A 24,360-nucleotide genomic window follows, 5' to 3' on the forward strand; every position below is an offset into this window, starting at 1 on the left:
ACCGGCTGCGAGCTGTAGCGCCGCCTGCCGGCCCGATTCTTACTTGTCGGTGACGATCTTGACCTTGTCGCCGGCCGAAACCGAGGCGCCCGGCGACATCGCGTTGAGCACCCTGAACAGATCGAGCTTGCGGTCGACGCCGACCATCTGGGCTGAAAGCGATCCCATGGTCTGGCCGGCCTGAACGGTGACGACGCGGATATGCAGCGGCTTCAGCGCTGCTTTCTCGGCCGCACTCAGGATGCGGAACGAGCCGCTGACCGAGCGCGCCACCGGGTCGAGTGTCGTGCTGGCCGAGGGCGCCGCCGTCAACAGCCGGTAGACCTGACCGCCGGCACGGATCACCGCAATGTCGAACTGCCAGCCGTCGGCGCCGGCATGCGCGGTCGCCGCCTCATTGCCGTTGATCGTCTCCTGGCGCACGCTGGTCTCGTCGAGACCGGCCACCCAGCCGCTTTTGATATAGTCGGTCAGCGCGCGGTCCTTGTCGATCGACACGCCGTCGAAGCGGACCGCCATGTCGCCCGGGCCGGTCGCCGTCACCGCCGCAGCCGTATTGTCGATGATGAAACCGTCCGGCACGGTGAACGATACACCGAGCCCCGGATGCAGGAAGGTCTGGCCGCGCACATAGCCTTCTTCCGGCGTGTCGCCGTAGAGCAGGCCGTCAATGCCGGCCAGGAAGGAGTCACGGTCGCGCGTGCCGACGCCCGGCGCGCCGAACTGGCGGGCGTGGCGCTGCGCCAGGTCGATGCGCTGCGGCGTGTTGGGGTGCGTGGCCAGGAAGTCGAGGCTGGCATCGGTGGCGCCTGATATCGAGCGGAAATCCGTATAGGCCGACATCGACTGCAGGAAGCGGCCGGCGGCATAGGGATCGTAGCCGGCTTCGCCGATCGACTTGATGCCGATGGCATCGGCCTCCAGCTCCTGGTTGCGCGAGAACTGCGCCAGTCTGAGCTTGCCGCGGATCAAGGCCGCCTTGGCGGTCGGGCTGTCGCCGAGCACATCGGAGACCACCTTGGTCGCCAGGCCTTCCTCGGCCTCGAGCTGCTGGCGCTGCAGGCCATGGTTGGCGGTTACGTGGCCCATCTCATGCGCGATGACGGCGGCGAGCTCGGCCGAATCATTGGCCAGCGCCAGCAGGCCGCGAGTGACGTAAAGATAGCCGCCCGGCAGCGCGAAGGCGTTGACGTTGGGCGAATTGAGGATGGTGATGCGATAGGTCTGGGTCGGATTGGCCGACACCACGGTCAGGCTGCCGACGACCTTGGCCACCATGCGCTCGAGCTTGGGATCGGAATATTCGCCGCCATAGGTGGCAAGGATGCGCGGATGCTGCGCCTTCGCCAGTTCGGCGAGCTTGCTGTTGGCGGCGACATTGTCGACCGTGATCGGCTTGTCGGACGGCTGGAAGCCGGATTCCTGCACTTCCGGAGGCGTGAACATCTGGCAGCTGGCCAGCGCCACGGCAAGGCCGGCCAGCGCCAGGAAGCGCGCCAGCGGTCTGCGTCTCAAAGTGTCAGTGCCGGTCGACAGCACGGCGTCCCTTCAGCTCTCGGCGCATGACCTGGACCCAAGGGTCCGCGCCAGCGAAAAATCGAATTTTCGGTGGCAATCCTGCACAAATCAAAAAACCTACAGCGTTTTTGCGCATCCGGATGGATGCGGCGCTGTAGGGGGCAAATCACGGCTCGTGCCGGACCAGTACTGGGCGGACCTAGCCACATCAGCTGGACCATGGCAAGCAAGCGCCACATCACCTGTAGCCGGTTTGGTCGTAAATTATGTCCGCTTCCGGGCAATATCGCGTGATCCGCCCGAACTTGCGCCGATATAGCGCCGAAACGCTTCAGGGCCAGTGCCCTCGAAAAAATCGGCGGCAGATCCCGTGGCGGCAACCCTCCCATTGTCCAGAAAAACCATCTGCTCGCCGATGCGACGCGCGTCTTCCGGCTGATGGGTGACGAACAGCACCGTCATCGCGCGCTCGGCATGGACGCCGGCCACTAGGTCGAGCATGTCGTCGCGCAGCGCGGGTCCGAGCGAAGCGAACGGCTCGTCGAGCAACAGCACCGGCCGGTCGCGCACCAGCACGCGGGCGAGCGCCACGCGCTGCCTTTCGCCGCCGGAGAGCTCGCGCGGCAGCCGCTTTTCCTTGCCGGCGAGGCCGACACGCTCGAGCGCCTCGGCGATTGCCGCGCGATCGGTTTGCGTCAGGCTAAGCGACGGTGAGCGGCCGAGCCCGACGTTCTTTTCCACCGAGAGATGGGCAAAGAGGTTGTTCTCCTGGAACACCATCGAGACCGGCCGCGCCGAAGGCGCGGAAGCGCCAACATCGACGCCGCCGATCAGCACGCTGCCGGATTGCGGCGTCTCGAAGCCGGCCACCAGATTGAGGAGCGTCGATTTTCCCGAACCGCTGGCGCCCATGATGGCGGTGATCTTCGAGGCAGTGAATTCGACATCGAACAGGAACGGCGTCTCGCCATAGCTGAAGGCGACCTGGTCCAGCCGCACGGCTGCGCCTTTGTTGACGGAATTCACGATCTTTCTCCTCGTCCCAACCAGTCCGCGGCGACCACCAGGGCGAGGCAGACCGCCCCGAGCAGCAAGGCCAGTCCGGCGGCGTCGGCTGTGCGGTAGCTGCCCATGCGCGCCAGCAAGAGATAAGGCAATGTCTGCACCGAATCGCTGCCGAACAGCGCGATGACGCCGAGATCGCCGAGCGACAGCGCCATGGCGAAGGCAAAGCCGGTGGCCAGTGGCCGCCGCAGCGACGGCCAGTCTATCAGCCGCAGCCGGCTCCAGCCCGAAATGCCGAGCTGTGCGCACAGCTTTTCGTGGCGTTCGCTCGCCGCGTCATAGGCGGGGCGCATGGCGCGGATGGCAAAGGGCATCGCCATCACCGCGTTGACGGTGACGACCATGATGGGCGCGATGGCAAAGACATCGCTGACGGTGCGCAGCAAGAGAAACCAGCCGGCACCGATGACGATGGGCGGCACGACGAGGACAAAACCGGCGCCGGTGTCCATGGCGTGCTCGAGAAGCGGGCGAGCGCCGCCATGGCGGCGCAGGGACAGCGCCCGGCGCGCCATGATCAGCGACAGCGACAGCGCCACCGAAAGCAGCGCCGCGAGCAGGCCCAGGACGGCACTGGTCAGCGTCGCCTGGCGCACCGCGCTCTCGCCTGCCAGCCGCCCGAGATCGGCGCCAAGGCCCGAAGTGACGGTCGCCGCCATCGGCCCGGCGACGAACAGCAAGGCGAGCACGATCAATATTGCGTTGAGCGCCGTTTCGACCGGGCCGGCCGAGAGATAGCGGCGCGGCGCCACCGGCAGGTTGGCATCGCCGGTCATATTGGCGCCAAGCCGCGTCAGTGCCAGTACGACGGCGAAGGTCAGCGCAATCTGCAGCAATGTCAGTGTGACAGCCCGCGCCGGATCGAAATCGAAGCGCAGCGCTTGGTAGATGGCGACCTCCAGCGTCGTCGCCGCCGGCCCCCCGCCCAGGATGAGGACGATCGTGAATGAGGTGATGCAAAGCATGAAGACAAGGCCGGCGACTCCCGGCAGAGCCGACCGTAGCACCGGCCATTCGATCAGCCGGAAGGCTGGCCTGGCCCCCATGCCGAGCTGGCTCGCCAGCCGCCATTGATCGGCCGGCACTGTCCCGAGCGCCTCAAGGAACAGCCGCGTCGCCAGCGGCAGGTTGAAGAAGACATGCGCGACGAGGATGCCCGACAGGCCATAGATATCGGGCCAGCTTTGGCCACCGATCGCGGCGAAGTAGCCGGCCCGGCCATAGAGCGCCAGTATGCCCAGCGCCGCGACGATGGTCGGCAAGGCAAGGGGCACGGTGAACAGTTGCAGGATGAAGCCACGGCCAAAGAAGCGCGGATGCCGTGACAAAGCGCGCGCGACGAACAGCGCCGGTACGATGGAAAGCAGCGTCGAGAGGACCGCCTGCCAGAGCGTGAAGCGGACGACGCGCAGGAGGTAGAGATCGAAGGCGGACACAGCGCCGGCGAGGTCATGCGCGCCTTCGCGGATGAGCCCGGCAAAGGCGCCGCCGATCAGCAGCGCGATAGCCGCGAGCGCGACAATGCCGGCGGTGACGCGGGGGTCAGAAGAGTAGTGCGAGCGCATTTTGCACTATCCGACGCTGCGATAGGCTGACGAGCGATTTTCGTGAAGGTCGAGTTCCCGCCCACCCCCCTCTGGCCTGCCGGCCATCTCCCCCGCAAGGGGGGAGATTAGCAGCCTCGCTCCTCGCCCTACCCTTGCAGCGTTGGAGATTGGCGAAAGCGGTCGAGCGCTTGATCTCCCCCCTTGCGGGGGAGATGTCCGGCAGGACAGAGGGGGGTGTTCAAGCGCCATCCTAAGTCCTACTTGCTCATCACCGCCAGCCACTCATCCACCCAGGCTTTGCGATTGGCCGCAACCTCTTCCGGGGAAAACAGCAGCGTCTTCGCCGGCTTCACCAGCTTATCAAACGCCGGGTTGAGCGGCTTGTCGGTCTTGCCTGCCGGGAACATCCAGTTGGTCTCGGGAATGACGTCCTGGAATTTCGGCCCGGTCATGAAGGCCAGGAACTTTGCCGCCAGCGGGTTTTTCGCGCCCGTGGTGGTGATGCCGGCGACCTCGATCTGCAGATACTCGCCTTCCTCGAAGGACGCCGCCTGATAGCGCTCGGTGTTCTCGGCCACCATGTGGTAGGCCGGCGACGTCGTGTAGGACAGCACCATCGGCGCCTCGCCCTTGGTGAACAGGCCATAGGCCTCGCTCCAGCCCGGCGTCACCGTCAGTACCTTAGGCTTGAGCTTCGCCCATGCCTCTGGCGACTTGTCGCCATAGACCGACTTGACCCACAGCAGCAGGCCAAGACCCGGTGTCGACGTGCGCGGATCCTGGATGACGATCTTGTCGGCAGCAGCGCCTTCGACCAATTCCTTCAGGCTCTTCGGCGGGGTCTTCAGCTTCTCAGTGTCGTAGACGACGGCGAAATAGCCATAGTCGAAGGGGACGAAAACATCGTCGCTCCAGCCGCCCGGCACGCTGTTTTCAGCCACCGCGCCATGCGGGACAAACAGGCCGGAGGCCTTGGCCTCGGCGGTGAGGTTGGTGTCGAGACCAAGCACAATATCGGCCTTGGTCGAGGCCCCTTCGAGCTTGACGCGGTTGAGCAGCGCGACGCCGTCGGCGACCGAGACGAAGTCGACGCTGCAGCCGCATTCGGCCTCGAAGCCTTTCTTCACAGCAGGACCTGGCCCCCAGTCGGCGGTGAAGCTCTCGTAGGTGTAGATGGTGAGTTTGTCCTGCGCGGACGCAGGGCTTGCCAAAAGCGAAACAGCAACACCCAGGGCTGGGACAAGACGGGACAAAATCATGCGCATCGGCGCCTCCTTCATTCGTGTTGAAAGGAATTGAGGCGTCGGTCTATCCGAAGCGTCTAATCCCTCCGCCGGTACAAACCGGATCAGGTTCAGCGGGTTGGCGAGACTGCCTCTCAGCCGGTCCGCGAAGATCGCGTCCGGCACCCCGTTAGAGCGCCTCGACACATAGGCCTGGCCAAGGAGCCACGCAAGCGGAACTTTGCCGGCGGTGGTGGCTCTCGGCCTTCCGTTTCGCCGGCGGGGCTGGTAAGGGCCACCGGATATGAGCACATTCACCATCCTGCTAGGCGGCGATCTCGTCCGCACGCCGCGGCTCGACCGCCAGGTCGAGGGTTCGCGTATCATCGCCGCCGACGCCGGCATCGGTCATGCCCGGATGCTCGGCCTGATGCCGGAGCTATGGGTGGGCGATTTCGATTCTGTGCCGGCGGACCTGCCCGCCGATCTCGCCGCCGTGCCGCGCCAGATATTTCCGCCGGAAAAGGACAAGACCGACGGCGAACTGGCCATCGCCGCCGCACTGGAACGCGGCGCCACCAGCCTGGTTCTGGCCGGGGCTTTCGGCGGCAAACGCGCCGACCACGCCTTCTTGCATCTGGCGCTCAGCCTGCGTCTGGCCGAGGCCGGCACAAAAGTGCTGTTGACCAGTGGCGCGCAGGAAGGCATCCCCCTCCTGCCCGGCAAGGCCGGCTTCGACTATGCCGACGGCACGCTGTTTTCGGTGCTCGGCTTCTCCGATCTCTCGGGCCTGACCGTTTCCGGCGCCAAATGGCCGCTCGACCATGTCGAGGTCACCTTCGGCTCGTCGCTGACCATCTCCAACCAAGTGAAAGGCCGGCTCGAAATCGCGCTCGGCCACGGCCGCGCGCTGCTGCTCGCTCACCCCTTCCCCTTGCCTGAAAGCTGATATGGCCCCGCCCCTTCTCAATCTCGACGGGATAAGACTGACCTTCGGCGGCGCACCGTTGCTCGACGGCGCTGAACTCACGGCATCAGCCGGCGACAAGATTGCACTCGTTGGTCGCAACGGTTCCGGCAAGTCGACGCTGCTGAAGATTGCCGCCGGGCTGATCGAGCCGCAGGACGGCGAGGTCTTCCGCCAGCCTTCGGCGACGGTGCGTTATCTCCCGCAGATGCCCGACATGGAGGGCTTTGCCAATGTGCGCGCCTATGTCGAGGCGGGGCTCGGGCCGGCCGACGATCCCTACCGCGCCACCTATCTGATGGAGCATCTCGGCCTTGCCGGCACGGAAAGCCCCAACGACCTCTCCGGCGGCGAGGCGCGGCGCGCAGCACTTGCCCGCGTCATGGCGCCGGAGCCTGATATTCTGCTGCTTGATGAGCCGACCAACCATCTCGATCTGTCCGTCATCGAATGGCTGGAAGAGGAGCTTGTCCGCACCTCGTCGGCGCTGATCGTCATCTCGCATGACCGCCGCTTCCTCGAACGCGTCTCGCGCGCCACCGTCTGGCTCGACCGCGGCCAGACCCGCCGCCTCGACAAGGGCTTTGGCCATTTCGAGGAATGGCGCGACCTGGTGCTGGAAGAGGAAGAACGCGAGCAGCACAAGCTCGGCCGCCAGATCGTGCGCGAGGAGCACTGGCTGCGCTACGGCGTGACGGCGCGGCGCAAGCGCAACATGCGCCGGCTCGGCGAATTGCAGACCATGCGCCAGCGTTTTCGCGGCCATCGCGGCGCCGAAGGCTCGGCCACCATGGTGGCCAGCGACGCCGCCGAATCCGGCAAGCTGGTGATCGAGGCGAAAAACATCGAGAAGAGCTTTAGCAACCTCACCGTCGTCAAGGGCTTTTCGAGCCGTATCCAGCGTGGCGACCGCGTCGGCCTGGTCGGGCCGAACGGCGCCGGCAAGACGACGCTGCTGAAGATGCTGACCGGCGAGATGAAGCCGGATGCCGGTTCGGTGCGGCTCGGCACCAATCTGGAAATCGCCACGCTCGACCAGAAGCGCGAGGCGGTCGACCCGGCCGAGACCCTGGCGCAATATCTCACCGACGGGCGCGGCGAGAACCTCGTCATCAATGGCGAGCAGCGCCATGTCGTCTCCTACATGAAGGATTTCCTGTTCAAGCCCGAACAGGCGCGCACGCCGGTGCGCGAACTGTCCGGCGGCGAGCGGGCGCGGCTGATCCTGGCCCGTGTGCTGGCCCGGCCGGCGAACCTCCTGGTGCTTGATGAGCCGACCAACGATCTCGACATGGAGACGCTGGAACTGCTGCAGGAACTCGTCGCCGGTTTTGCCGGCACGGTCATCCTGGTCAGCCATGATCGCGATTTCCTCGACCGCACCGTAACCAGCATCATCGCGCCGGACGGTGGCGGCCGCTGGATCGAATATGCCGGCGGCTATTCCGACATGCTGGCGCAGCGCGGCGGCACAAGGCTCGACGACCGCAAGGCCCGCGCCAAGGCCGAAGCCGGCGACACGCCGGTTGCACCCAGAGCCGAAACGGCAGCACCTAAAGGGCCTGCAAAGAAACTGTCGTTCAAGCAGAAATTCGCGCTGGAATCGCTGCCCAAGAAAATCGAGGCGGTGACGGCCTCGATTTCACGGCTGGAGAACAACATCGCCGACCCCGCCTACTACGAGCGCGACCCGGCCTCGTTCCAGAAGACCATCGCCGCTCTCGACAAGGAACGCGCCACGCTGGCCGCGCTGGAGGAGGAGTGGCTGGAACTGGAAATGCTGCGCGAGGAGATGGAAGGCTAAGCTTGCAGCCTTGCAAGCGCGCTGCCATGCTCTTGTCCGTAGGTATGGATAGCCGTTCGAATGGCCGATGCTCAGTCTTCGCGACAATCGCTCAAACTTTCCATTAACCTTCGATTGATCGACGAGGCGAGGGCCTTGGGGATGGACATCGCTCGCGCCGCCAAGACGGGCCTCGCCAAGGCGATCGCTGCGGAAAAGGCACGTCGATGGCAAGAAGAAAACAAAGACGCCATCGAGAGCTCGAACGACTACGTCAGGCGCAACGGGCTGCCGCTGGCCAAATATCGTCCATTTTAACTCAGCCTACTTGAACGCCGGTCTCAGCCCGCCGTCTTCGCCTGCCAGGCCTTCAGCGCCTCATCGAACACCTTCTCGCCCGGGATGCCCTTTTCCATGGTCAGCAGCGCCCGGCGTCCGGTCTTGTAGACCACCGGCACGTCGATCCAGTCCTGGCCCCTGAGCAAGGTCAGATTGGCATCCTCGTCGGCTTTGGTGTCGTTGAGCGCCACCAGGAAGAACCCGTCGGCGATTTTAGCCGGGATGCCGATCAACGGGCTGCCGGCGTCCTGTTCCGAGCTCTTCATGGCAACGCGCAGGATGTTGTCGACGCCACCGCCGTCAAAGCCTTCCGGCGTCAGGAAGATCATCTCGATGATGTGGCTGGCCGGCAGCGTCTGGTCGGTGTTGCGGCGGATGGTCATGCGCAGCTGGATGTCCTTGCCGGGAATGGTCGCCTCGGCGCGGATTGCCGGTTCGGGCGGCAGGTCGCCGCCGGGCGATTCCTGCACCAGCGACCAGACGATGCTGCCGGGTTCGGCCGAGCCCTGCGCGGTCGAGGTGCGTTCTTCATAGAAGATCGCCTTCTGGCCGACCGCAACGGTCGGCTCGGGCGTTGCGGCCGTCGATGCCGCCGGCGGCGTGCCGGTCGCGGGCGCAGGCGGCGTGGCGGCGGCATCAGCCGGTGCCGTGCCATTGGCCGGCGGGGCGGCGCCATCGGCGGGCGGTGTTGCCGGCGGCGTGGCCGCAGCATCAGGCGCCGGCGTAGCGGGCGCCGCCGTGGCTGCGGTATCGCCGGGCGCCGGGGCTGCAGGCGCTGGCGCGGCCGCAGGGGCGGGAGCGGCCGCAGGGGCGGGAGCCGGAGGCGGCGGCGTGGTCAGCGCCGCGACGGACTCGCCCTCGCCAATGCCGCTTTGACCGGCCGCGGGACCGGGGTCGGTCTCGCCGCCTTCGGGCGTCAGGCGCTGCGTGAATTTCGTTCCCTCGCCGGCGGCAGCCGGTGCGGGCGCTTCGGCCGCGGGCTTTGCCGGTGCCGGCTTGACCAGCGGTTCGGTCGAGACAGTCTTGGTGCCGCCAAAACCGAGCATCGAGCCAAACGCATCCTTGTTCAGCCAGATGCCATAGCCGCCGCCGGCGACCACCAGCAGCGCGACGACAGCGGCGATCAGCCCGCCATAGCTGCGCTTGCGCTCGGCCGGGCGCAGGCGCTGGAAGGTGTCCGCAGCCGGCTGCTCGTCATTGGCGAACACATCGGCGCTATCGTCGTCGGCGTCCAGCTCCGCGGCCGACTCGTTGACGGTTTCGGCACGCGCAGCAGGCGGCGGCGGTGTCGGCGCAGGCCGCTGCCAGCTCGGCTCCGTCCGGGCAACCGGCGCCGACGGCGCAGGTTTTGCTGGCTGCCATGCCGGCGCGGGTGCAGGCGTAGCGGGCGGCTTTACATGGCTGGACTGGTTCTTGTTGCGGTCGATGGAGGAGAAGATGTGCTCGAGCTCGGCCAGCGGATCGGAAGCCGGCGTCGCCTTGGCATAGTCCCGCTCGACACTTGAGATGGCGTCTTCCAGGGAGCGTTTCTGCTTGGCAATGACGTCGGCGGACAGCGGCGGCGAAAAATCCGCAAGCTTTTTGACCAGCGCCGCACGGGCGCCGTCATAGGTCCGCGTGCGCACGTCGAGCGCCGGCTCGCCATATTTGTCGAGCGCCTTTTTCAGAACAGCAACGAAATCTGCCATGCTTCAGTCGACCTGTAGTTTGTTTCCGCGCCGGCCCCCGCAAATCGGCCGCGATGCCCGGAAAGGCTTCAGAAAACTAGTCTTGAAACGGATCGGTCACAAGTATTGTGTCGTCCCGTTCCGGGCTGGTGGAAAGGAGCGCGACGGGTGCGCCGATGAGCTCCTCGATGTAACGGACATATTTGACGGCCTGCGCCGGGAGGTCGTTCCAGCTGCGTGCGCCGGCGGTGGTGCCTTTCCAGCCTTCCAGCGTCTCGTAGACCGGTTCGACGCGCGCCTGCGCGCCCTGGCTCGCCGGCAGATAGTCGATCGCCTCGCCGTCGAGCCGGTAACCGGTGCAGACCTTGATTTCATCCAGCCCGTCGAGCACGTCGAGCTTGGTCAGCGCGATGCCCTTGATGCCGTTGACGGTGACGGCCTGGCGCACCAGCACGGCGTCGAACCAGCCGCAACGGCGCTTGCGGCCGGTGACGACGCCGAATTCGTGGCCACGCGTGCCGAGGAATTCGCCGATTTCGTTCTTCTGCTCGGTCGGGAACGGGCCTTCGCCGACGCGCGTCGTATAGGCCTTGGTGATGCCCAGCACATAGCCGATGGCGCCCGGGCCGACGCCCGAGCCGGCCGCGGCTTGGCCGGCGACGGTGTTGGACGAGGTGACGAACGGATAAGTGCCGTGGTCGATGTCGAGCAGCGTGCCTTGCGCGCCCTCGAACAGGATGCGCTCACCGGCACGGCGCTTGTCATCGAGTATTTTCCAGACGCGGTCCATATAGGGCAGGATCTCGTCGGCGACCGAGGTCAGTTCGGTCATGATCGCTTCATGCGTGACTTCACCATGGCCAAGCCCGCGACGCAGCGCATTGTGATGCGTCAGCAGCCTGTCGACCTTTACGGGAAGCGTTTCCAAATCCGCCAGATCCATCACCCGAACCGCGCGCCGGCCCACCTTGTCCTCATAGGCGGGGCCGATGCCACGACGGGTCGTGCCAATTTTCGTCCCGGAATTGGAGGCGGCGTCCTCGCGGAATCCGTCCAGCTCCCGGTGCAGCGACAGGATAAGCGCGGTGTTTTCGGCTATTTTCAGGCGGTCCGGCGTCACCTCGACGCCTTGCGCCTTGAGTTTCGCCACTTCAGCGACAAAGGCGTGCGGGTCGAAGACGACGCCATTGCCGATGATCGACAGCTTGCCTTGCCGCACCACGCCCGACGGCAGCAGCGACAGTTTGTAGACCTTGCCGTCGACGACCAGCGTGTGGCCAGCATTGTGGCCACCCTGGAAGCGCACGACCACGTCGGCGCGCTCCGACAACCAGTCGACGATCTTGCCCTTGCCTTCGTCGCCCCATTGCGAGCCGACGACCACCACATTGGCCATGTTTCTTTTCCCTTGAGATGCCGCCCTGGCGGCCTGGATATGGTTCGAAACGACAGGCCTCTATAGCGTCAAGACCTCGCAAGCGCGACCTTTCTTTGCCGCCGAAAATGCCCTGAGGCACAACAATTTTCGGCTTTGTCATCATTTACTTGGGTGGGCGGGGGCAATAGGCCGGCAAAGCCGCAGCTCCTGCGGCGGCCGGAATCCCGCGATGCACCGACGCGCCTACCTGTTCCTGCTGGTCACCACCTTGCTGTGGGGCGGCAATTCCGTCGCCGGCAAGCTGGCGGTCGACCATGTCTCGCCGATGATGCTGGTCTTCCTGCGCTGGGTGCTGGCGGTGGCGATCCTGCTGCCGATCGGCTGGCGCACGATCAAGGAGGACTGGCCGGTGGTGCGCAAACACTGGTTCGTCCTGGCGGCACTTGGGGCCAGCGGCTTCACCTTGTTCAACACCATTTTCTACACGGCGCTCAACTATACGACGGCGATCAACGTCTCAATCGAACAGGCGGCGATGCCGGTTCTGATCATGACAGCCAATTTCATCTTTTTCCGCTTGCGCGTGAGCTGGGCGCAGATTGCCGGAGTGGTGTTGACCATCTTCGGTGTCATCTTGACTGCCTGCCACGGCGATCCGCGCCGGCTGCTGACGCTGGAACTCAACTTCGGCGATGCCATCATGCTGATCGCCGTCATCCTCTACAGCGGCTATTCGGTCGGGTTGCGGCTGAAGCCGGCGATGCGCTGGCAGAGCCTGATGCTGTCCCTTGCGGTTGCGGCGCTCATCACCTCGCTGCCCTTCGTCCTGTGGGAGGTCGCGTCCGGCAAGGTCATCGTCCCCGATATCAAGGGCTGGTCCGTCATCGTCTACACCGCGATCGGCGCTTCGGTCATCTCGCAAGTGACGTACATCAGGGGCAACGAGCTGATCGGCGCCAACCGCGCCGGCCTGTTCATCAATTTGGTGCCGATCTTCGGCACGCTGCTTTCGGTGATCATCGTCGGCGAGACATTCCAGCTCTACCAGGCGTTGTCGCTCGTCCTGGTGTTGGGCGGAATCTCGCTCGCCGAATATCGCGGGCGCAAGACGGTGACCTTGCCGGCGGCTTAAACGAAAAAAGGCGCGGCCTGGGCCGCGCCTTTCGATCTGTCGCGAGAAGTGCGGATCACATCGCGTTGACGTCGAACTGCAGCCGCTTGGCCGAGTCGATCGACTTGTGCGCCTTGACCTGTTCCAGCACATTCTCCGGGAACGGGGCATCGAGATAGAGCAGCGCGATGGCATCGCCGCCTGGCCGGTTGCGGCCAAGCTGGAAGTTGGCGATGTTGACGCCGTTCTCGCCGCACACCGTGCCGAGCAGGCCGATAATGCCAGGCGCATCGGCATTGGTGGTGTAGAGCATGTGCTGGCCGACCTCGGCGTCGAGATTGATGCCCTTGATCTGGATGAAACGCGGCTTGCCGTCGGAGAAGCAGGTGCCGGCTATCGAGCGCGTCATGTGCTCGGTCTTCACCGTCAGCTTGATGTAGCCGTCGAACACGCCCGACTTGTCGCGCTTGACCTCGGCAACGATGATGCCGCGTTCCTTCACCATGATCGGCGCCGACACCATGTTGACGTCGGCGACCTGCGGCCGGATCAGTCCGGCGAGCGTCGCACTTATCAGCGCGCGCGTGTTCATCGTCGCGGTCGAGCCGTCGAACAGGATCTCGACCTCCTTGATCGGATCTTCGGTGACCTGGCCGACAAAGGCGCCGAGCACTTCGGCGAGCTTCACGAACGGCTTCAGCCGCGGCGCTTCTTCCGCCGTGATCGAGGGCATGTTGATGGCGTTGGACACCGCGCCCTTGATCAGATAGTCGGCCATCTGCTCGGCCACCTGCAGCGCGACATTTTCCTGCGCCTCCGCCGTGGAGGCGCCGAGATGCGGTGTCGCCACCACATTCTCCATGCCGAACAGCGCATTGTTCTCCGCCGGTTCGACCTCGAATACGTCGACGCCGGCGCCGGCCACCTTGCCGCTCTTCAGCGCCGCGACCAGATCGGCCTCGACGATCAGCCCGCCGCGGGCGCAGTTGATGATGCGCACGCCGTTCTTCATCTTGGCGATCGCCGCCGCGTCGATGATGTTGCGCGTCTTGTCGGTCAGCGGCGTGTGCAGTGTGATGAAGTCAGCACGAGCGAACAGCTCGTCGAGCTCGACCTTCTCGACACCGAGTTCCTCGGCGCGGCTGTCCGACAGGAACGGGTCGAAGGCAACGACATGCATCTTCAAGCCGACGCCGCGCGTGGCGACGATCGAACCGATATTGCCGCAGCCGACGACGCCCAGCGTCTTGCCGGTGATCTCGACGCCCATGAAGCGGTTCTTTTCCCACTTGCCGGCATGGGTCGAGGCATTGGCTTCGGGAATCTGGCGGGCAAGCGCGAAGATCATCGCCACAGCATGCTCGGCCGTGGTGATCGAATTGCCGAAGGGCGTGTTCATCACGATGATGCCCTTGCGGCTTGCCGCCGGGATGTCGACATTGTCGACACCGATACCGGCGCGACCGACGACCTTGAGCTTTGTCGCGGCGTTGATCAGCTTTTCCGTGACCTTGGTCGCCGAACGGATGGCAAGACCATCATACTGGTCGATGACTTCGAGCAGCTTTTCCTTGTCCTTGCCGAGATCGGGCAAATAGTCGACCTCGATGCCGCGATCCCTAAAGATCTGCACGGCGGTGGTGGAGAGTTTATCCGAGACGAGAACGCGGGGCGCCATGGCGGCCTCCTTCAATTGGATTGTCGGGGAAATGGCGGCCCGCGGGCCGCCATGCAATCTCAGGCCGCTGCCTTCAGCGACGCCTTCTGCGTGGCGAAGGCCCAGTCGAGCCAGGGCAGCAGCGCTTCGAGATCGGACGTCTCGACAGTCGCGCCGCACCAGATGCGCAGGCCGGGCGGTGCGTCGCGATAGGAGCCGATGTCATAGGCGACGCCTTCCTTGTCGAGCACCGAGACGATCGCCTTGGCGAAAGCCGCCTGCCCGTCGGCATCGAGCGCGGCAACTTGGCTATCGGTGAAGGACAGACACACAGAGGTGTTGGACCGTGTCGCCGCATCGACGGCGAGATGGCCGAGCCATGATGATCTGTCGACAAAGCCGTCGAGCACCGCGGCATTGGCATCCGCCCTGGCAATCAACGCATCGAGACCGCCGATCGATTTCGCCCAATGAAGCGCATCGAGATAATCCTCGACGCACAGCATCGACGGCGTGTTGATGGTCTCGCCTTTGAAGATGCCTTCGATCAGCTTGCCGCCCGAGGTCAGGCGGAAGATCTTCGGCAGCGGCCACGCCGGCTTGTAGGTTTCCAGCCGCTCGACGGCGCGCGGGCTGAGGATCAGCATGCCATGCGCACCCTCGCCGCCCAGCACTTTCTGCCAGGAGAAGGTGACGACATCCAGCTTTTGGAAATCGAGCCTCTGGGCGAAGGCGGCCGAGGTCGCGTCGCAGATGGTCAAGCCTTTGCGGTCGGCCGGAATGAAATCGCCATTCGGCACCCGCACGCCTGAAGTCGTGCCGTTCCAGGTAAAGACTACGTCGCGGTCGAAATCGATCTTGGCCAGATCAGGCAACTCGCCATAACCCGCTTCGATCTTTCTGGTATCGGCGAGCTTCAGCTGCTTGACGACATCGGTCACCCAGCCGGAGCCAAAGCTTTCCCAGGCGACCATGTCCACGCCGCGCTCGCCAAGCAGCGACCACAGCGCCATCTCGACGGCGCCGGTGTCCGACGCCGGCACAATGCCGATGCGGTAGTCCGCCGGAACCTGGAGAATTTCCCGCGTCAGCTCGATCGCCTGTTCGAGCTTGGTCTTGCCGATCTTGGCGCGGTGCGAACGGCCGAGCGCGGCATTCTTCAGCGCCTCGACCGACCAGCCGGGGCGCTTTGCGCAGGGACCTGAGGAGAAATTGGGGTTTGCCGGACGGAGTCCGGGCTTCGTATGCGTCGTCATCGTGGTCTATCCTTCCAGATAGTGGCCCCTCGTTGGGGAGGGGTGGCCCACGGACGGCGATATGCGTTCAGCCATCAGGCGTCAAGAGGAAAGTTTTTGTCGCTGACAAGATACTGGCAAATCCGCGATCAGGATGTCGTGAGCTCAAACGCAAACGGCGGATCGAGAGGATCCGCCGTCAGGCTTGGGTCTGTAGCCAGCCCTACCAGAGGTCGTAGCGCAGCCCGAGTTTGACCTGATGATTGCTGATCCCCTTGCGGACCGGATAGGAGTTCAGGCTTGCGGCCGTGACATATTCGGCATCCGGCGCCGAAAAGTACTGATAGCCGAGATCGACGGAAACATTCTTGGTCACCTGATAGGCCAGGCCCGCATCCAGCGTATAGGCCAAGGCATATTGAGTCTTGTTGTCGCTCCGCTCGAAGTCATCCGTAGGGTCGAGATTGTCGGTGAAGTAGCTCGCCGACAGCTTGTATTTGCTCCGGACCAGCCCGATGCCGGCGCCCAGATAGGGCGTGATCCCGACATAGGTGCCAAGATCGACATAGCCATTGACCATCCCTGACAGGGAATAATTCTCCAGGGATGCCGACGCCACCGTCGCCGTGGCCGGCACTACCACGATCGCGCTATCGTCGTAGTGGATGCCAACCTTGTTGCCCGGCAGATAGCCGAGATTGAGGTCGGCGCGCAGATAGTCGTTGAAATGATAGCCGAAGCCGATGCTGGCAAAGGCCGGATCCTGCTTTTCGCTGAAGCTCGCCGGGGCGAAGGTGAAATCCTGATCCTGGTAGCTCTTCTGCGCCAGATAGGAGACGTCGCCGCGCAGATACCAGCCCGAGCCGACCTCGACCGGTTGATAGTCCGGCGCCTGATCGACATAGACCGGCGGATCGTAGTCGGCGGCCTGCGCCGGTGTCAGCGGAGCAAGCACGAGTGCGGCGAGCGCCGGCACTGTCAGCAGTTTGAAATTCATGGTCCCCGGCTCCTGAAATTGGCGCACGTCATTTGATTGCAAGCGCCGTTTCAGTAGGCATTGTTAACCATAGTGGTTAAGTGTGGGTTAAGGATAACGCGGCGTTACCGAATTGATTTCGATAGGCTTTCTTCAGCGCACGCGGCCGATTGAAATGCACCGCAATCCGCAAACGAAAACCGCCCGGCTTTGCCGGGCGGTTCGCGAATTCCAGGATTTCGAAGTGACTACTTGGTGTAGATCGGCTCCGGCTCGGGCTGATAGGCCACCACGGGCGCGGCGCACCCATTGTTGCCGCCGAACTGGTAGCGCAAGCCACCGCGCACTTCGTGCGTATTGAAGCCACGATCGTGGCCTGGGCCGGAACTGCTTGCATCCCATTCGAACATGCGGCCGCCCTGGATATGGGAGAAGCGATAGCCCGCATCGAGGATGATTTTGTCGGTAAGGCAATAGGAAGCGCCGGCCATGAGCGCATAGGCGAAGCGCCAGTTGGACGAGCCGGGATTGGTCTCGGTGGTATTCGGATCGTGGACCGTATCCCACTTGATATGCGCGCCGCCGATACCGGCGCCGACATAGGGCGTCACGCCGTGCCAAGTGCCGATATCGACATAGGCGTTGGCGAGCAGCAGCAAGGCGCTCATCTTCGACACCTCGACCGAAGTCCCGCTGATATCCGAGGTTGAGCCGTTGAATTTCGACTTGAACCAGTAGTCGGCCGTCAGATCGGTACGGAAGTGTTCGTTGATCTTGTAACCGACGCCGGCGCCGAGCGAGAAACCGGCCTTGAGCTTGGCGGAATCAAAACTTCTTTCGCCAGGCGTGATAAGGTTGGTCACGGGATCGATGGTATAAGTGGTGTAGTTGACGCCGCGCAGATCCGACTTGTGGTAATCGAGATCGCCACGGATGTACCAGCCACCGACCTCTGCCGGCTGCTCGTAGACTGCCTGCGGCGGTGCTTCTTCAACTTGCGGCTCCGCCAGATCAGCGGCGAATACCGGCCCGGCCACGCCTGCGAGCAGTGCGGCAAGAAGAGCCTTCTTTCCTGTATTGAACATGCTTGTCACCCCTGAGAACCGTCGGGAAAGTCCAACCCGCCCGAATATGATTGACCTCAGTTGTGGATAATGAATTGCAAAAGTTAAAAGGCGTTTAACCCTGTCGATTAACCACGAATTCTCGATATTTTAGCAAACGGCTCTGCCGGCATCACGTCGGGACCGCACTAGTCGAAACAAAAAGCCCGCCTGGAGGCGGGCCTTGAAAGTCTTTGAGCCGGCAGGTCGCACCTGCCGCTGGAGGCAGCGCGGTCAGGCGGCGCTGCGCGTTTCCGAAATGATGTCGACGATGTCGTTGACCACGGCTTCGACCAGTTGCGGGTCATCGCCTTCGGCCATGACGCGGATCAGCGGCTCGGTGCCGGAGGGCCGGATGACCAGTCGCCCGGCCTTGCCGAGACGGTTGCGCGCATCTTCGATCGCCGCCTTGACCGGGGCTTCCTCGAGCGGCTTGCCGCCGGCGATGCGGACATTCTTCAACAGCTGCGGCACCGGCTCGAACTTCTTCGACAATTCGCTGACCGGCCGGTTCTGCCGCTTGATGCAGGCCAGAACCTGCAGCGCTGAGACAAGCCCGTCGCCGGTGGTCGAGAAATCGGACAGCACGATGTGGCCCGATTGCTCGCCGCCGACATTCAAGCCATGCGCACGCATATGCTCGACGACATAGCGGTCGCCGACCTTGGTGCGGTGCAACTGCAGCTTGATGTCGCCGAGAAAGCGTTCGAGGCCGAGATTGGACATCACCGTCGAGACGACGCCGCCGCCGGCGAGCCGCCCGCTCTGGTGCCAGGACTCGGCAATCAGCGCCATGATCTGGTCGCCGTCGACGATCGTGCCGTTCTCGTCGACAATGACGACGCGATCGGCATCGCCATCGAGCGCGATGCCGATATCGGCGCGCACTTCATGGACTTTCTTCTGCAGACCGGCCGGATGGGTCGAGCCGCATTCCTTGTTGATGTTGAAGCCGTTCGGCTCGACATTGATGGCGATGACCTCGGCGCCCAATTCCCAAAGGGCGGCCGGCGCCACTTTGTAGGCGGCGCCGTTGGCGCAATCGACGACGATCCTGAGACCCGACAGCGACATCGAGCGCGGCAGCGTGCGTTTGGCGAATTCGATGTAGCGGTCATGCACGCCGTCAACACGCTTGGCGCGGCCAAGCCCGTCGGAATCGGCCAGCGCCAGTTCGATGTCCTTGTCGAGCATGCTCTCGATGCGCTCCTCGATCTCGTCGGAGAGCTTGTAGCCGTCAGGCCCAAACAGCTTGATGCCGTTGTCGAAGTAAGGATTGTGCGAGGCCGAGATCATGACGCCGATATCGGCGCGCAGCGAGCGCACCAGCATGGCCACCGCCGGCGTCGGAATCGGGCCGAGCAGGAACACATCCATGCCTGCGGCACAAAGGCCGGCCACCATCGCATTCTCGATCATGTAGCCGGACAGCCGCGTGTCCTTGCCGAGCACAACGCGGTGGCGGTGGCTGCCGCGCTGGAACGACAGGCCGGCGGCCATCCCGACCCGCATCGCGATCTCAGCCGTCATCGGAAATTTGTTGGCGCGCCCGCGAATGCCGTCGGTGCCGAAATATCGTCCTGCCATGTTAGCCAGAATCCCCGTCGGTTTTTCAGCCGGCTTCTAATGCCACAATTGGGCCGAGCCTTACGATCACATTGTGTGATTGTATATTACGAATTCTTAGAAAATCATTGTAGCGGGCTGTCTAGGTCCGTTCGCTGCGCAGCACGATGACACGGTCTTGCCGCAATATACCAGTCACACTGGACCGCTCGGCGCAGTTTGATCCGGCAAACCCTGCTGTTGGAGGCCGCAGATCGCAATGATTTCATCACCTTGTCGAGAGGACGCGCTTTCCGGGGGTATCGGCGCGGGTTAGCATCTGGCGCAGCCTAGCGTTGAGAGCTATTGATTCACCAAAGGGACACCATCGGCGGCAGCAACGGGAGAAACGCCATGCTCATCCATAAACTTGCAACCTTGACGGGTCTCGCCGTCGCAACCTTGTTCATGGCCGCGCCTGCCAACGCGCTGACCATGGCCGAGTGCAGTACCAAATATAATGCCGCCAAGGACGGCGGCACGCTGAACGGACAGACCTGGAACCAATTCCGTAAGGCCGAATGCGGTACTGACGCGGCCGCCACCACCGAGACCGCCAAGCCCGCCAAGAAGGCCGCCGCCGCCAAGGCGGACACGACCAAGGCCGCCGCTGCCGCCGACGGCGCCAAAGGCCTGACGGCCAAGGAATGCAGCGCCAAATACCAGGCGGCAAAGGCCGCCGGCACGCTCAACGGCGCGAAGTGGAACGACTTCCGCAAGACCGAATGCGCCGCCGGCGCATCCGCGGCGGTAGAACCCGCCAAGGCCACGACCAAGGCAGCAGCCGCAGCCGACGATGGCGCCAAGGGCCTGACGGCCAAGGAATGCAGCGCCAAGTACCAGGCCGCCAAAGCTGCCGGCACGCTCAACGGCGCGAAATGGAACGACTTCCGCAAGACCGAATGCGCCGCCGGCGCATCCGCGGCAGTACAACCGGCCAAGGCAACCACCAAGGCGGCTGCCGACAGCAGCGGCAAGGGCCTGAGCATGGCCGATTGCAGCGCCAAGTATCAAGCGGCCAAGTCTGCCAACACGCTGGGCGGCAAGAAGTGGAACGACTTCCGCAAGGCCGAATGCGGCGCAGGCGCAGATGACGACGACACCGTGCCGGCTCCGAGCGAGGCGAGCTACAAGGCCGATCCGGAAGCCCCGACCGTCGTTGCTCCCAAGGGCGTGAAGTTCCCGACCGCGATCTCCAAGAAATATGCCAGCGAAACCCCCGGCAAGGCCCGCATGCATACCTGCCTCGAGCAGTACTATGCTCTCAAGGACGCCAATGCGTTGAAAGGCCTGAAGTGGATCCAGAAAGGCGGCGGCTTCTACAGCCTCTGCAACGCCAAGCTGAAGAGCTGATCGCGTAGCCATATTCTCGAGACAAGGGCCCGCGCATCGCAACATGCGCGGGCCTTTTTGTTGCGCTCGAAGACGCCCGGCTTTGCTCGCGTCTACATATGGCGGAAGCTGTCGGCATCATCTATTCGCCCACACTGCCCACCGCCAGACTTATCGGTGGTTTGCAAAGATTCCAGTTGAACATATACGGAACAAACAGTATACAAAAGGGCATCGAACTTTTTTGTCAACCGGGAGGGTCTTATGTCCAGATTGAAATTGGCGGCATTGGCTGTGACGGCATGGGTTGCTTGGAGCGTCGCCCCTGCAAGCGCACTGACGATGAAGGAATGCGGCGAGGCCTATCGCACAGCCAAGGAAGGCGGCACTTTGAACGGCATGGATTGGAGCGCTTTCCGCACGGAGAAGTGCGCGACGTCAGCTGCGGAGAGTGCCAGCGCGGATACGGTCAAAACCGAGCCGCAGCCGAAGAAGGAAACCAGCGCGGCGGTCGCCCCCGCTGTAGCCCCGGCGGGCGTGACATTCCCGACCACCCTCGCCGCCGAGTTCAAGACCGAAAAGCCCGCGAAGGCGCGGATGAAGACCTGCCTGCAGGGTTACCACGGCAACAAGGACGCAGGTACGTTGAACGGCCTTCGCTGGATCCAGAAGGGCGGGGGCTATTACAGCCTCTGCAACGCCAAGCTGAAGAGCTGATTTCCCAAGCTTCGAGCTGATAAGGGACCCCGCGGACCCTGCCCAGGTTCGCGGGGTTTTTCTTTGTGCAGGATCAGTAGACGGTCGGTACCCAGTGCTGACTGGTCTTGGGCGGGCGGACATAGCCGTCGTCTTTTTGACGCGGGCTCAGCTTTATCTTTGCCGGGCGGATCTCGTTATACGGAATCCGCGTCAGCAGATGACTGATGCAATTGAGCCTTGCCTTCTTCTTGTTGTCGGCATCGACAATGTTCCACGGCGACTGATCGGTATCGGTGAATTTCTGCATCATGTCCTTGGCCCGGGAATACTCGACCCAGTGTTCGCGCGACTTGAGGTCCATGGGCGACAGCTTCCAGCGCTTGATCGGATTGTCGATACGCTCCTTGAAGCGGCGTTCCTGTTCGTCGTCCCCAACCGAGAACCAGTATTTGATCAGGATGATACCGGACTTGATCAGCATTTCCTCGAACAGGGGGCAGGAGCGCAGGAACTCGCTGTATTCGTCGTCGGTGCAGAAGCCCATGACGCGCTCAACACCGGCGCGGTTGTACCAGGAGCGGTCGAACAGCACGATCTCACCCTTGCCGGGCAGGTGCTGGACATAGCGCTGGAAATACCATTGGCTGCGTTCGCGCTCGGTCGGCGTGCCCAATGCCACGACGCGGCAGATGCGCGGATTGAGGCTTTCGGTGATGCGTTTGATGACACCGCCCTTGCCGGCCGCGTCGCGGCCTTCAAAAATCACGACGACCTTCAACCCTTCCTTCTGGACCCAGTCCTGCAACTTGATCAGTTCGAATTGCAGCCGGACAAGTTCGTCGACGTAGCGGTAGGATTTTTTGGCGTCGGCGTGCTTGGCCTTCTTCCTCTTTTTCTTGCCCGTGCCGGCATCGCCGTTCGGCAATTTCCAGGCTGCTTCCTTTGCCTCGCCCTCAACCGCGTCGAGATGGACCTCGCCTCCGACCGGCGCATTTCTGGCCCGCTTGTCCTTCTTGCCCATGATAACCTCCCACGCACCCGCGTCGGTTGACCCGACGACAGCCGGCTAAATCAATACCGACTGTGAAAGGAGTCAAGCGAATGGATGCGGACGTCTGCCCGGCCGGGAACTCTTGCGCCAAAAACCAAAAACGCCGCGGCCAGACCGCGGCGTTTTCTCAATCAGTCTCCAGGCCGGACCTCAGCTCGAAGGCTGAGGCTCCATGCCGCCTTCGGGCTCCGGGCCCTTCTTGCGGCGGCCGGACTTCGGCACGGCCGAGCCACGGCTTGGCGGGGTATCATCCCCCAGATCACGCGCCGGCTTCTGCCCGGCGATCAGCTGCTTGATCTCCTCGCCAGAAAGCGTCTCGTATTCGAGCAGGCCTTGCGCCAGGGCGATCCATTCCTTCTTCTTTTTGGTCAGGATGGACTTGGCCGAGACATAGGCCTCGTCGATCAGCCGGCGCACTTCGGCGTCGATGATCTGCGCGGTCTCTTCCGAGATGTTCTGCGTGCGCGCCACCGAATGGCCGAGGAAGACCTCTTCCTGGTTGTCACCATAGGCGACATGGCCGAGCTTGTCGGAGAAGCCCCAGCGCGTGACCATGGCGCGCGCCAGCTTGGTCGCCTGCTCGATGTCGGAGGAGGCGCCCGACGTGATGTTCTCCTTGCCGAACTTGAACTCCTCGGCGACGCGGCCGCCCATCATGATGGCAAGCCGCGAGACCATGTACTTGTAGCTCATCGAATAGCGGTCGCCTTCCGGCAGCTGCATGACCATGCCGAGCGCACGGCCGCGCGGGATGATGGTCGCCTTGTGCAGCGGATCGGCGGACGGCACGTTGAGCGCCAGAATGGCGTGGCCGGCCTCGTGGTAGGCGGTGAGCTCCTTCTCGGCCTGGGTCATGGCCGACGAACGGCGCTCGGCGCCCATCATGATCTTGTCCTTGGCGTCCTCGAATTCGGCCATGGTGACGAGGCGCTTGTTGCGCCGCGCCGCCATCAGGGCGGATTCGTTGACCAGGTTCATCAGATCGGCGCCGGAGAAGCCCGGCGTGCCACGCGCGACCACCTTGAGGTCGACATTGGGCGCCAGCGGCACGTTGCGCACATGCACCTTGAGGATCTTCTCGCGGCCGACGATGTCGGGGTTCGGCACCACCACCTGGCGGTCGAAGCGGCCCGGGCGCAACAGCGCCGGATCGAGCACGTCGGGCCGGTTGGTGGCGGCGATCAGGATGATGCTCTCGTTGGATTCGAAGCCGTCCATCTCGACCAGCAGCTGGTTCAGCGTCTGCTCGCGCTCGTCATTGCCGCCGCCGAGCCCGGCGCCGCGATGGCGGCCGACAGCGTCGATTTCGTCGATGAAGATGATGCAGGGCGCGTTCTTCTTGGCCTGGTCGAACATGTCGCGGACGCGGGACGCGCCGACGCCGACGAACATCTCGACGAAGTCCGAACCCGAAATGGTGAAGAAGGGCACGTTGGCTTCGCCGGCGACCGAGCGGGCCAGCAGCGTCTTGCCGGTGCCGGGAGGGCCGACGAGCAGCACGCCGCGCGGAATCTTGCCGCCCAGGCGCTGGAACTTCTGCGGATCGCGCAGGAACTCGACGATCTCTTCCAGATCTTCCTTGGCCTCGTCGACGCCGGCGACATCCTGGAAGGTGACACGGCCATGCGCCTCGGTCAGAAGCTTGGCCTTCGACTTGCCGAAGCCCATGGCGCGCCCGGAGCCGGACTGCATCTGGCGCATGAAGAATATCCACACGCCGAGGATCAGGATCATCGGCAGGTAGGAGATGAGATAGCTGAACAGCGACGTGGAACCGTCCGATTCAGGACGTGCGTTGATGGTGACGTTCTTGTCCTGCAGTCGCGAGACCAACTGCGGATCGCCAGGCGAATAGGTCTGGAAGCCGTTGGCGTTGTCGGCGTAGGTGCCGGAGATGCGGGCGCCGGAGATGACCACAGTCTTGACCCGACCGGCCGCGACCTCCTGCAGGAACTGCGAATAGGGAACGTCTTGCGAGGCTCCGCGCGTCTGCGGCGTCTGGAACAGATTGAAGAGAGCAATGAGCAAGACCGCTATGATCGCCCAGAGCGCGAGATTGCGATAATTCGGATTCATCAATTGTCCCGTTGGTACCTGGTGGGGC

The 24,360-nt window shown here is 63.6% G+C and carries 19 protein-coding genes and 1 riboswitch; of the genes, 6 read left to right on the top strand and 13 right to left on the bottom strand.

Annotated elements, in window-relative coordinates; all coding sequences use genetic code 11:
• Positions 1–39: 39 nt before the first annotated feature.
• The 4 genes from AC1DYC_RS20940 to thiB form a co-directional block, all read right to left on the bottom strand.
• Positions 40–1,446: a M48 family metalloprotease gene (locus AC1DYC_RS20940; RefSeq protein WP_436262084.1), complete on the bottom strand. Its 1,407-nt coding sequence runs from the start codon at positions 1,444–1,446 to the stop codon at positions 40–42.
• Between the two features lie 336 nt (positions 1,447–1,782).
• Positions 1,783–2,544, bottom strand: a complete 762-nt coding sequence (gene thiQ, locus AC1DYC_RS20945) for a thiamine ABC transporter ATP-binding protein (protein WP_477409527.1) — start codon at positions 2,542–2,544, stop codon at positions 1,783–1,785.
• A complete protein-coding gene (gene thiP / locus AC1DYC_RS20950; protein ID WP_477409529.1) occupies positions 2,541–4,148 on the bottom strand; it encodes a thiamine/thiamine pyrophosphate ABC transporter permease in 1,608 nt (535 codons plus the stop codon). The genes thiQ and thiP overlap by 4 nt, the downstream gene beginning before the upstream one ends.
• Positions 4,149–4,387: 239 nt before the next feature.
• A complete protein-coding gene (gene thiB / locus AC1DYC_RS20955; RefSeq protein WP_477409531.1) occupies positions 4,388–5,395 on the bottom strand; it encodes a thiamine ABC transporter substrate binding subunit in 1,008 nt (335 codons plus the stop codon).
• A 43-nt stretch (positions 5,396–5,438) separates the two neighbouring features.
• Positions 5,439–5,553, bottom strand: a riboswitch (TPP riboswitch).
• A gap of 104 nt (positions 5,554–5,657) precedes the next feature.
• Between thiB and AC1DYC_RS20960 the strand changes: the two genes are divergently transcribed.
• Genes AC1DYC_RS20960 through AC1DYC_RS20970 form a run of 3 tightly spaced genes read left to right on the top strand, consistent with a single transcriptional unit; the run spans position 5,658 to position 8,421 of the window.
• Positions 5,658–6,302, top strand: a complete 645-nt coding sequence (locus AC1DYC_RS20960; RefSeq protein WP_477409533.1) for a thiamine diphosphokinase — start codon at positions 5,658–5,660, stop codon at positions 6,300–6,302.
• Position 6,303: 1 nt separating this feature from the next.
• Entirely contained in the window at positions 6,304–8,124 is a 1,821-nt protein-coding gene (locus tag AC1DYC_RS20965; protein WP_477409535.1) for an ABC-F family ATP-binding cassette domain-containing protein, read from the top strand.
• Positions 8,125–8,184: 60 nt separating this feature from the next.
• Positions 8,185–8,421, top strand: a complete 237-nt coding sequence (locus AC1DYC_RS20970) for a type II toxin-antitoxin system CcdA family antitoxin (RefSeq protein WP_477409537.1) — start codon at positions 8,185–8,187, stop codon at positions 8,419–8,421.
• Positions 8,422–8,444: 23 nt separating this feature from the next.
• Here AC1DYC_RS20970 and AC1DYC_RS20975 read toward each other — a convergent pair whose 3' ends face one another.
• Together AC1DYC_RS20975 and AC1DYC_RS20980 are read right to left on the bottom strand one after the other, a co-directional pair.
• On the bottom strand, positions 8,445–10,130 hold the full coding sequence (locus tag AC1DYC_RS20975; protein WP_477409539.1) for a hypothetical protein: 1,686 nt from the start codon (positions 10,128–10,130) through the stop codon (positions 8,445–8,447).
• Between the two features lie 76 nt (positions 10,131–10,206).
• A complete protein-coding gene (locus AC1DYC_RS20980; RefSeq protein ID WP_477409541.1) occupies positions 10,207–11,505 on the bottom strand; it encodes an adenylosuccinate synthase in 1,299 nt (432 codons plus the stop codon).
• Between the two features lie 211 nt (positions 11,506–11,716).
• Here AC1DYC_RS20980 and AC1DYC_RS20985 point away from each other — a divergent pair, with 211 nt between their 5' ends.
• On the top strand, positions 11,717–12,619 hold the full coding sequence (locus tag AC1DYC_RS20985; RefSeq protein ID WP_477409543.1) for a DMT family transporter: 903 nt from the start codon (positions 11,717–11,719) through the stop codon (positions 12,617–12,619).
• Positions 12,620–12,674: 55 nt separating this feature from the next.
• Here the strand turns inward: AC1DYC_RS20985 and serA are convergent, their stop codons facing one another.
• The 5 genes from serA to glmM form a co-directional block, all read right to left on the bottom strand.
• Positions 12,675–14,276 carry a phosphoglycerate dehydrogenase gene (gene serA, locus AC1DYC_RS20990; protein ID WP_477308936.1) on the bottom strand — a complete coding sequence of 534 codons (1,602 nt, stop codon included), beginning with the start codon at positions 14,274–14,276 and terminating at the stop codon, positions 12,675–12,677.
• A gap of 59 nt (positions 14,277–14,335) precedes the next feature.
• Positions 14,336–15,511 carry a phosphoserine transaminase gene (locus AC1DYC_RS20995; protein WP_477409545.1) on the bottom strand — a complete coding sequence of 392 codons (1,176 nt, stop codon included), beginning with the start codon at positions 15,509–15,511 and terminating at the stop codon, positions 14,336–14,338.
• A gap of 202 nt (positions 15,512–15,713) precedes the next feature.
• Positions 15,714–16,487 (bottom strand): outer membrane protein, encoded by a 774-nt coding sequence (locus AC1DYC_RS21000; protein WP_477409547.1) that lies wholly within the window; start codon positions 16,485–16,487, stop codon positions 15,714–15,716.
• A 227-nt stretch (positions 16,488–16,714) separates the two neighbouring features.
• The gene (locus AC1DYC_RS21005; protein ID WP_477409549.1) at positions 16,715–17,551 is read right to left on the bottom strand and encodes an outer membrane protein; all 837 of its coding nucleotides are present in this window, start codon (positions 17,549–17,551) and stop codon (positions 16,715–16,717) included.
• Positions 17,552–17,803: 252 nt separating this feature from the next.
• On the bottom strand, positions 17,804–19,156 hold the full coding sequence (gene glmM, locus AC1DYC_RS21010; protein WP_477286652.1) for a phosphoglucosamine mutase: 1,353 nt from the start codon (positions 19,154–19,156) through the stop codon (positions 17,804–17,806).
• Positions 19,157–19,528: 372 nt separating this feature from the next.
• On the opposite strand from glmM, the gene AC1DYC_RS21015 reads away from it, so the two are divergent.
• Both AC1DYC_RS21015 and AC1DYC_RS21020 read left to right on the top strand, forming a co-directional pair.
• Positions 19,529–20,527: a hypothetical protein gene (locus AC1DYC_RS21015; RefSeq protein ID WP_477409551.1), complete on the top strand. Its 999-nt coding sequence runs from the start codon at positions 19,529–19,531 to the stop codon at positions 20,525–20,527.
• Between the two features lie 243 nt (positions 20,528–20,770).
• Entirely contained in the window at positions 20,771–21,223 is a 453-nt protein-coding gene (locus AC1DYC_RS21020; protein WP_477409553.1) for a hypothetical protein, read from the top strand.
• A gap of 73 nt (positions 21,224–21,296) precedes the next feature.
• Here the strand turns inward: AC1DYC_RS21020 and ppk2 are convergent, their stop codons facing one another.
• Together ppk2 and ftsH are read right to left on the bottom strand one after the other, a co-directional pair.
• A complete protein-coding gene (ppk2, locus tag AC1DYC_RS21025; protein ID WP_477409555.1) occupies positions 21,297–22,226 on the bottom strand; it encodes a polyphosphate kinase 2 in 930 nt (309 codons plus the stop codon).
• A 180-nt stretch (positions 22,227–22,406) separates the two neighbouring features.
• The gene (ftsH, locus tag AC1DYC_RS21030) at positions 22,407–24,332 is read right to left on the bottom strand and encodes an ATP-dependent zinc metalloprotease FtsH (RefSeq protein WP_477409557.1); all 1,926 of its coding nucleotides are present in this window, start codon (positions 24,330–24,332) and stop codon (positions 22,407–22,409) included.
• Between the last annotated feature and the right edge of the window lie 28 nt (positions 24,333–24,360).

This window comes from Mesorhizobium sp. P2_E7 (genome assembly GCF_056403855.1).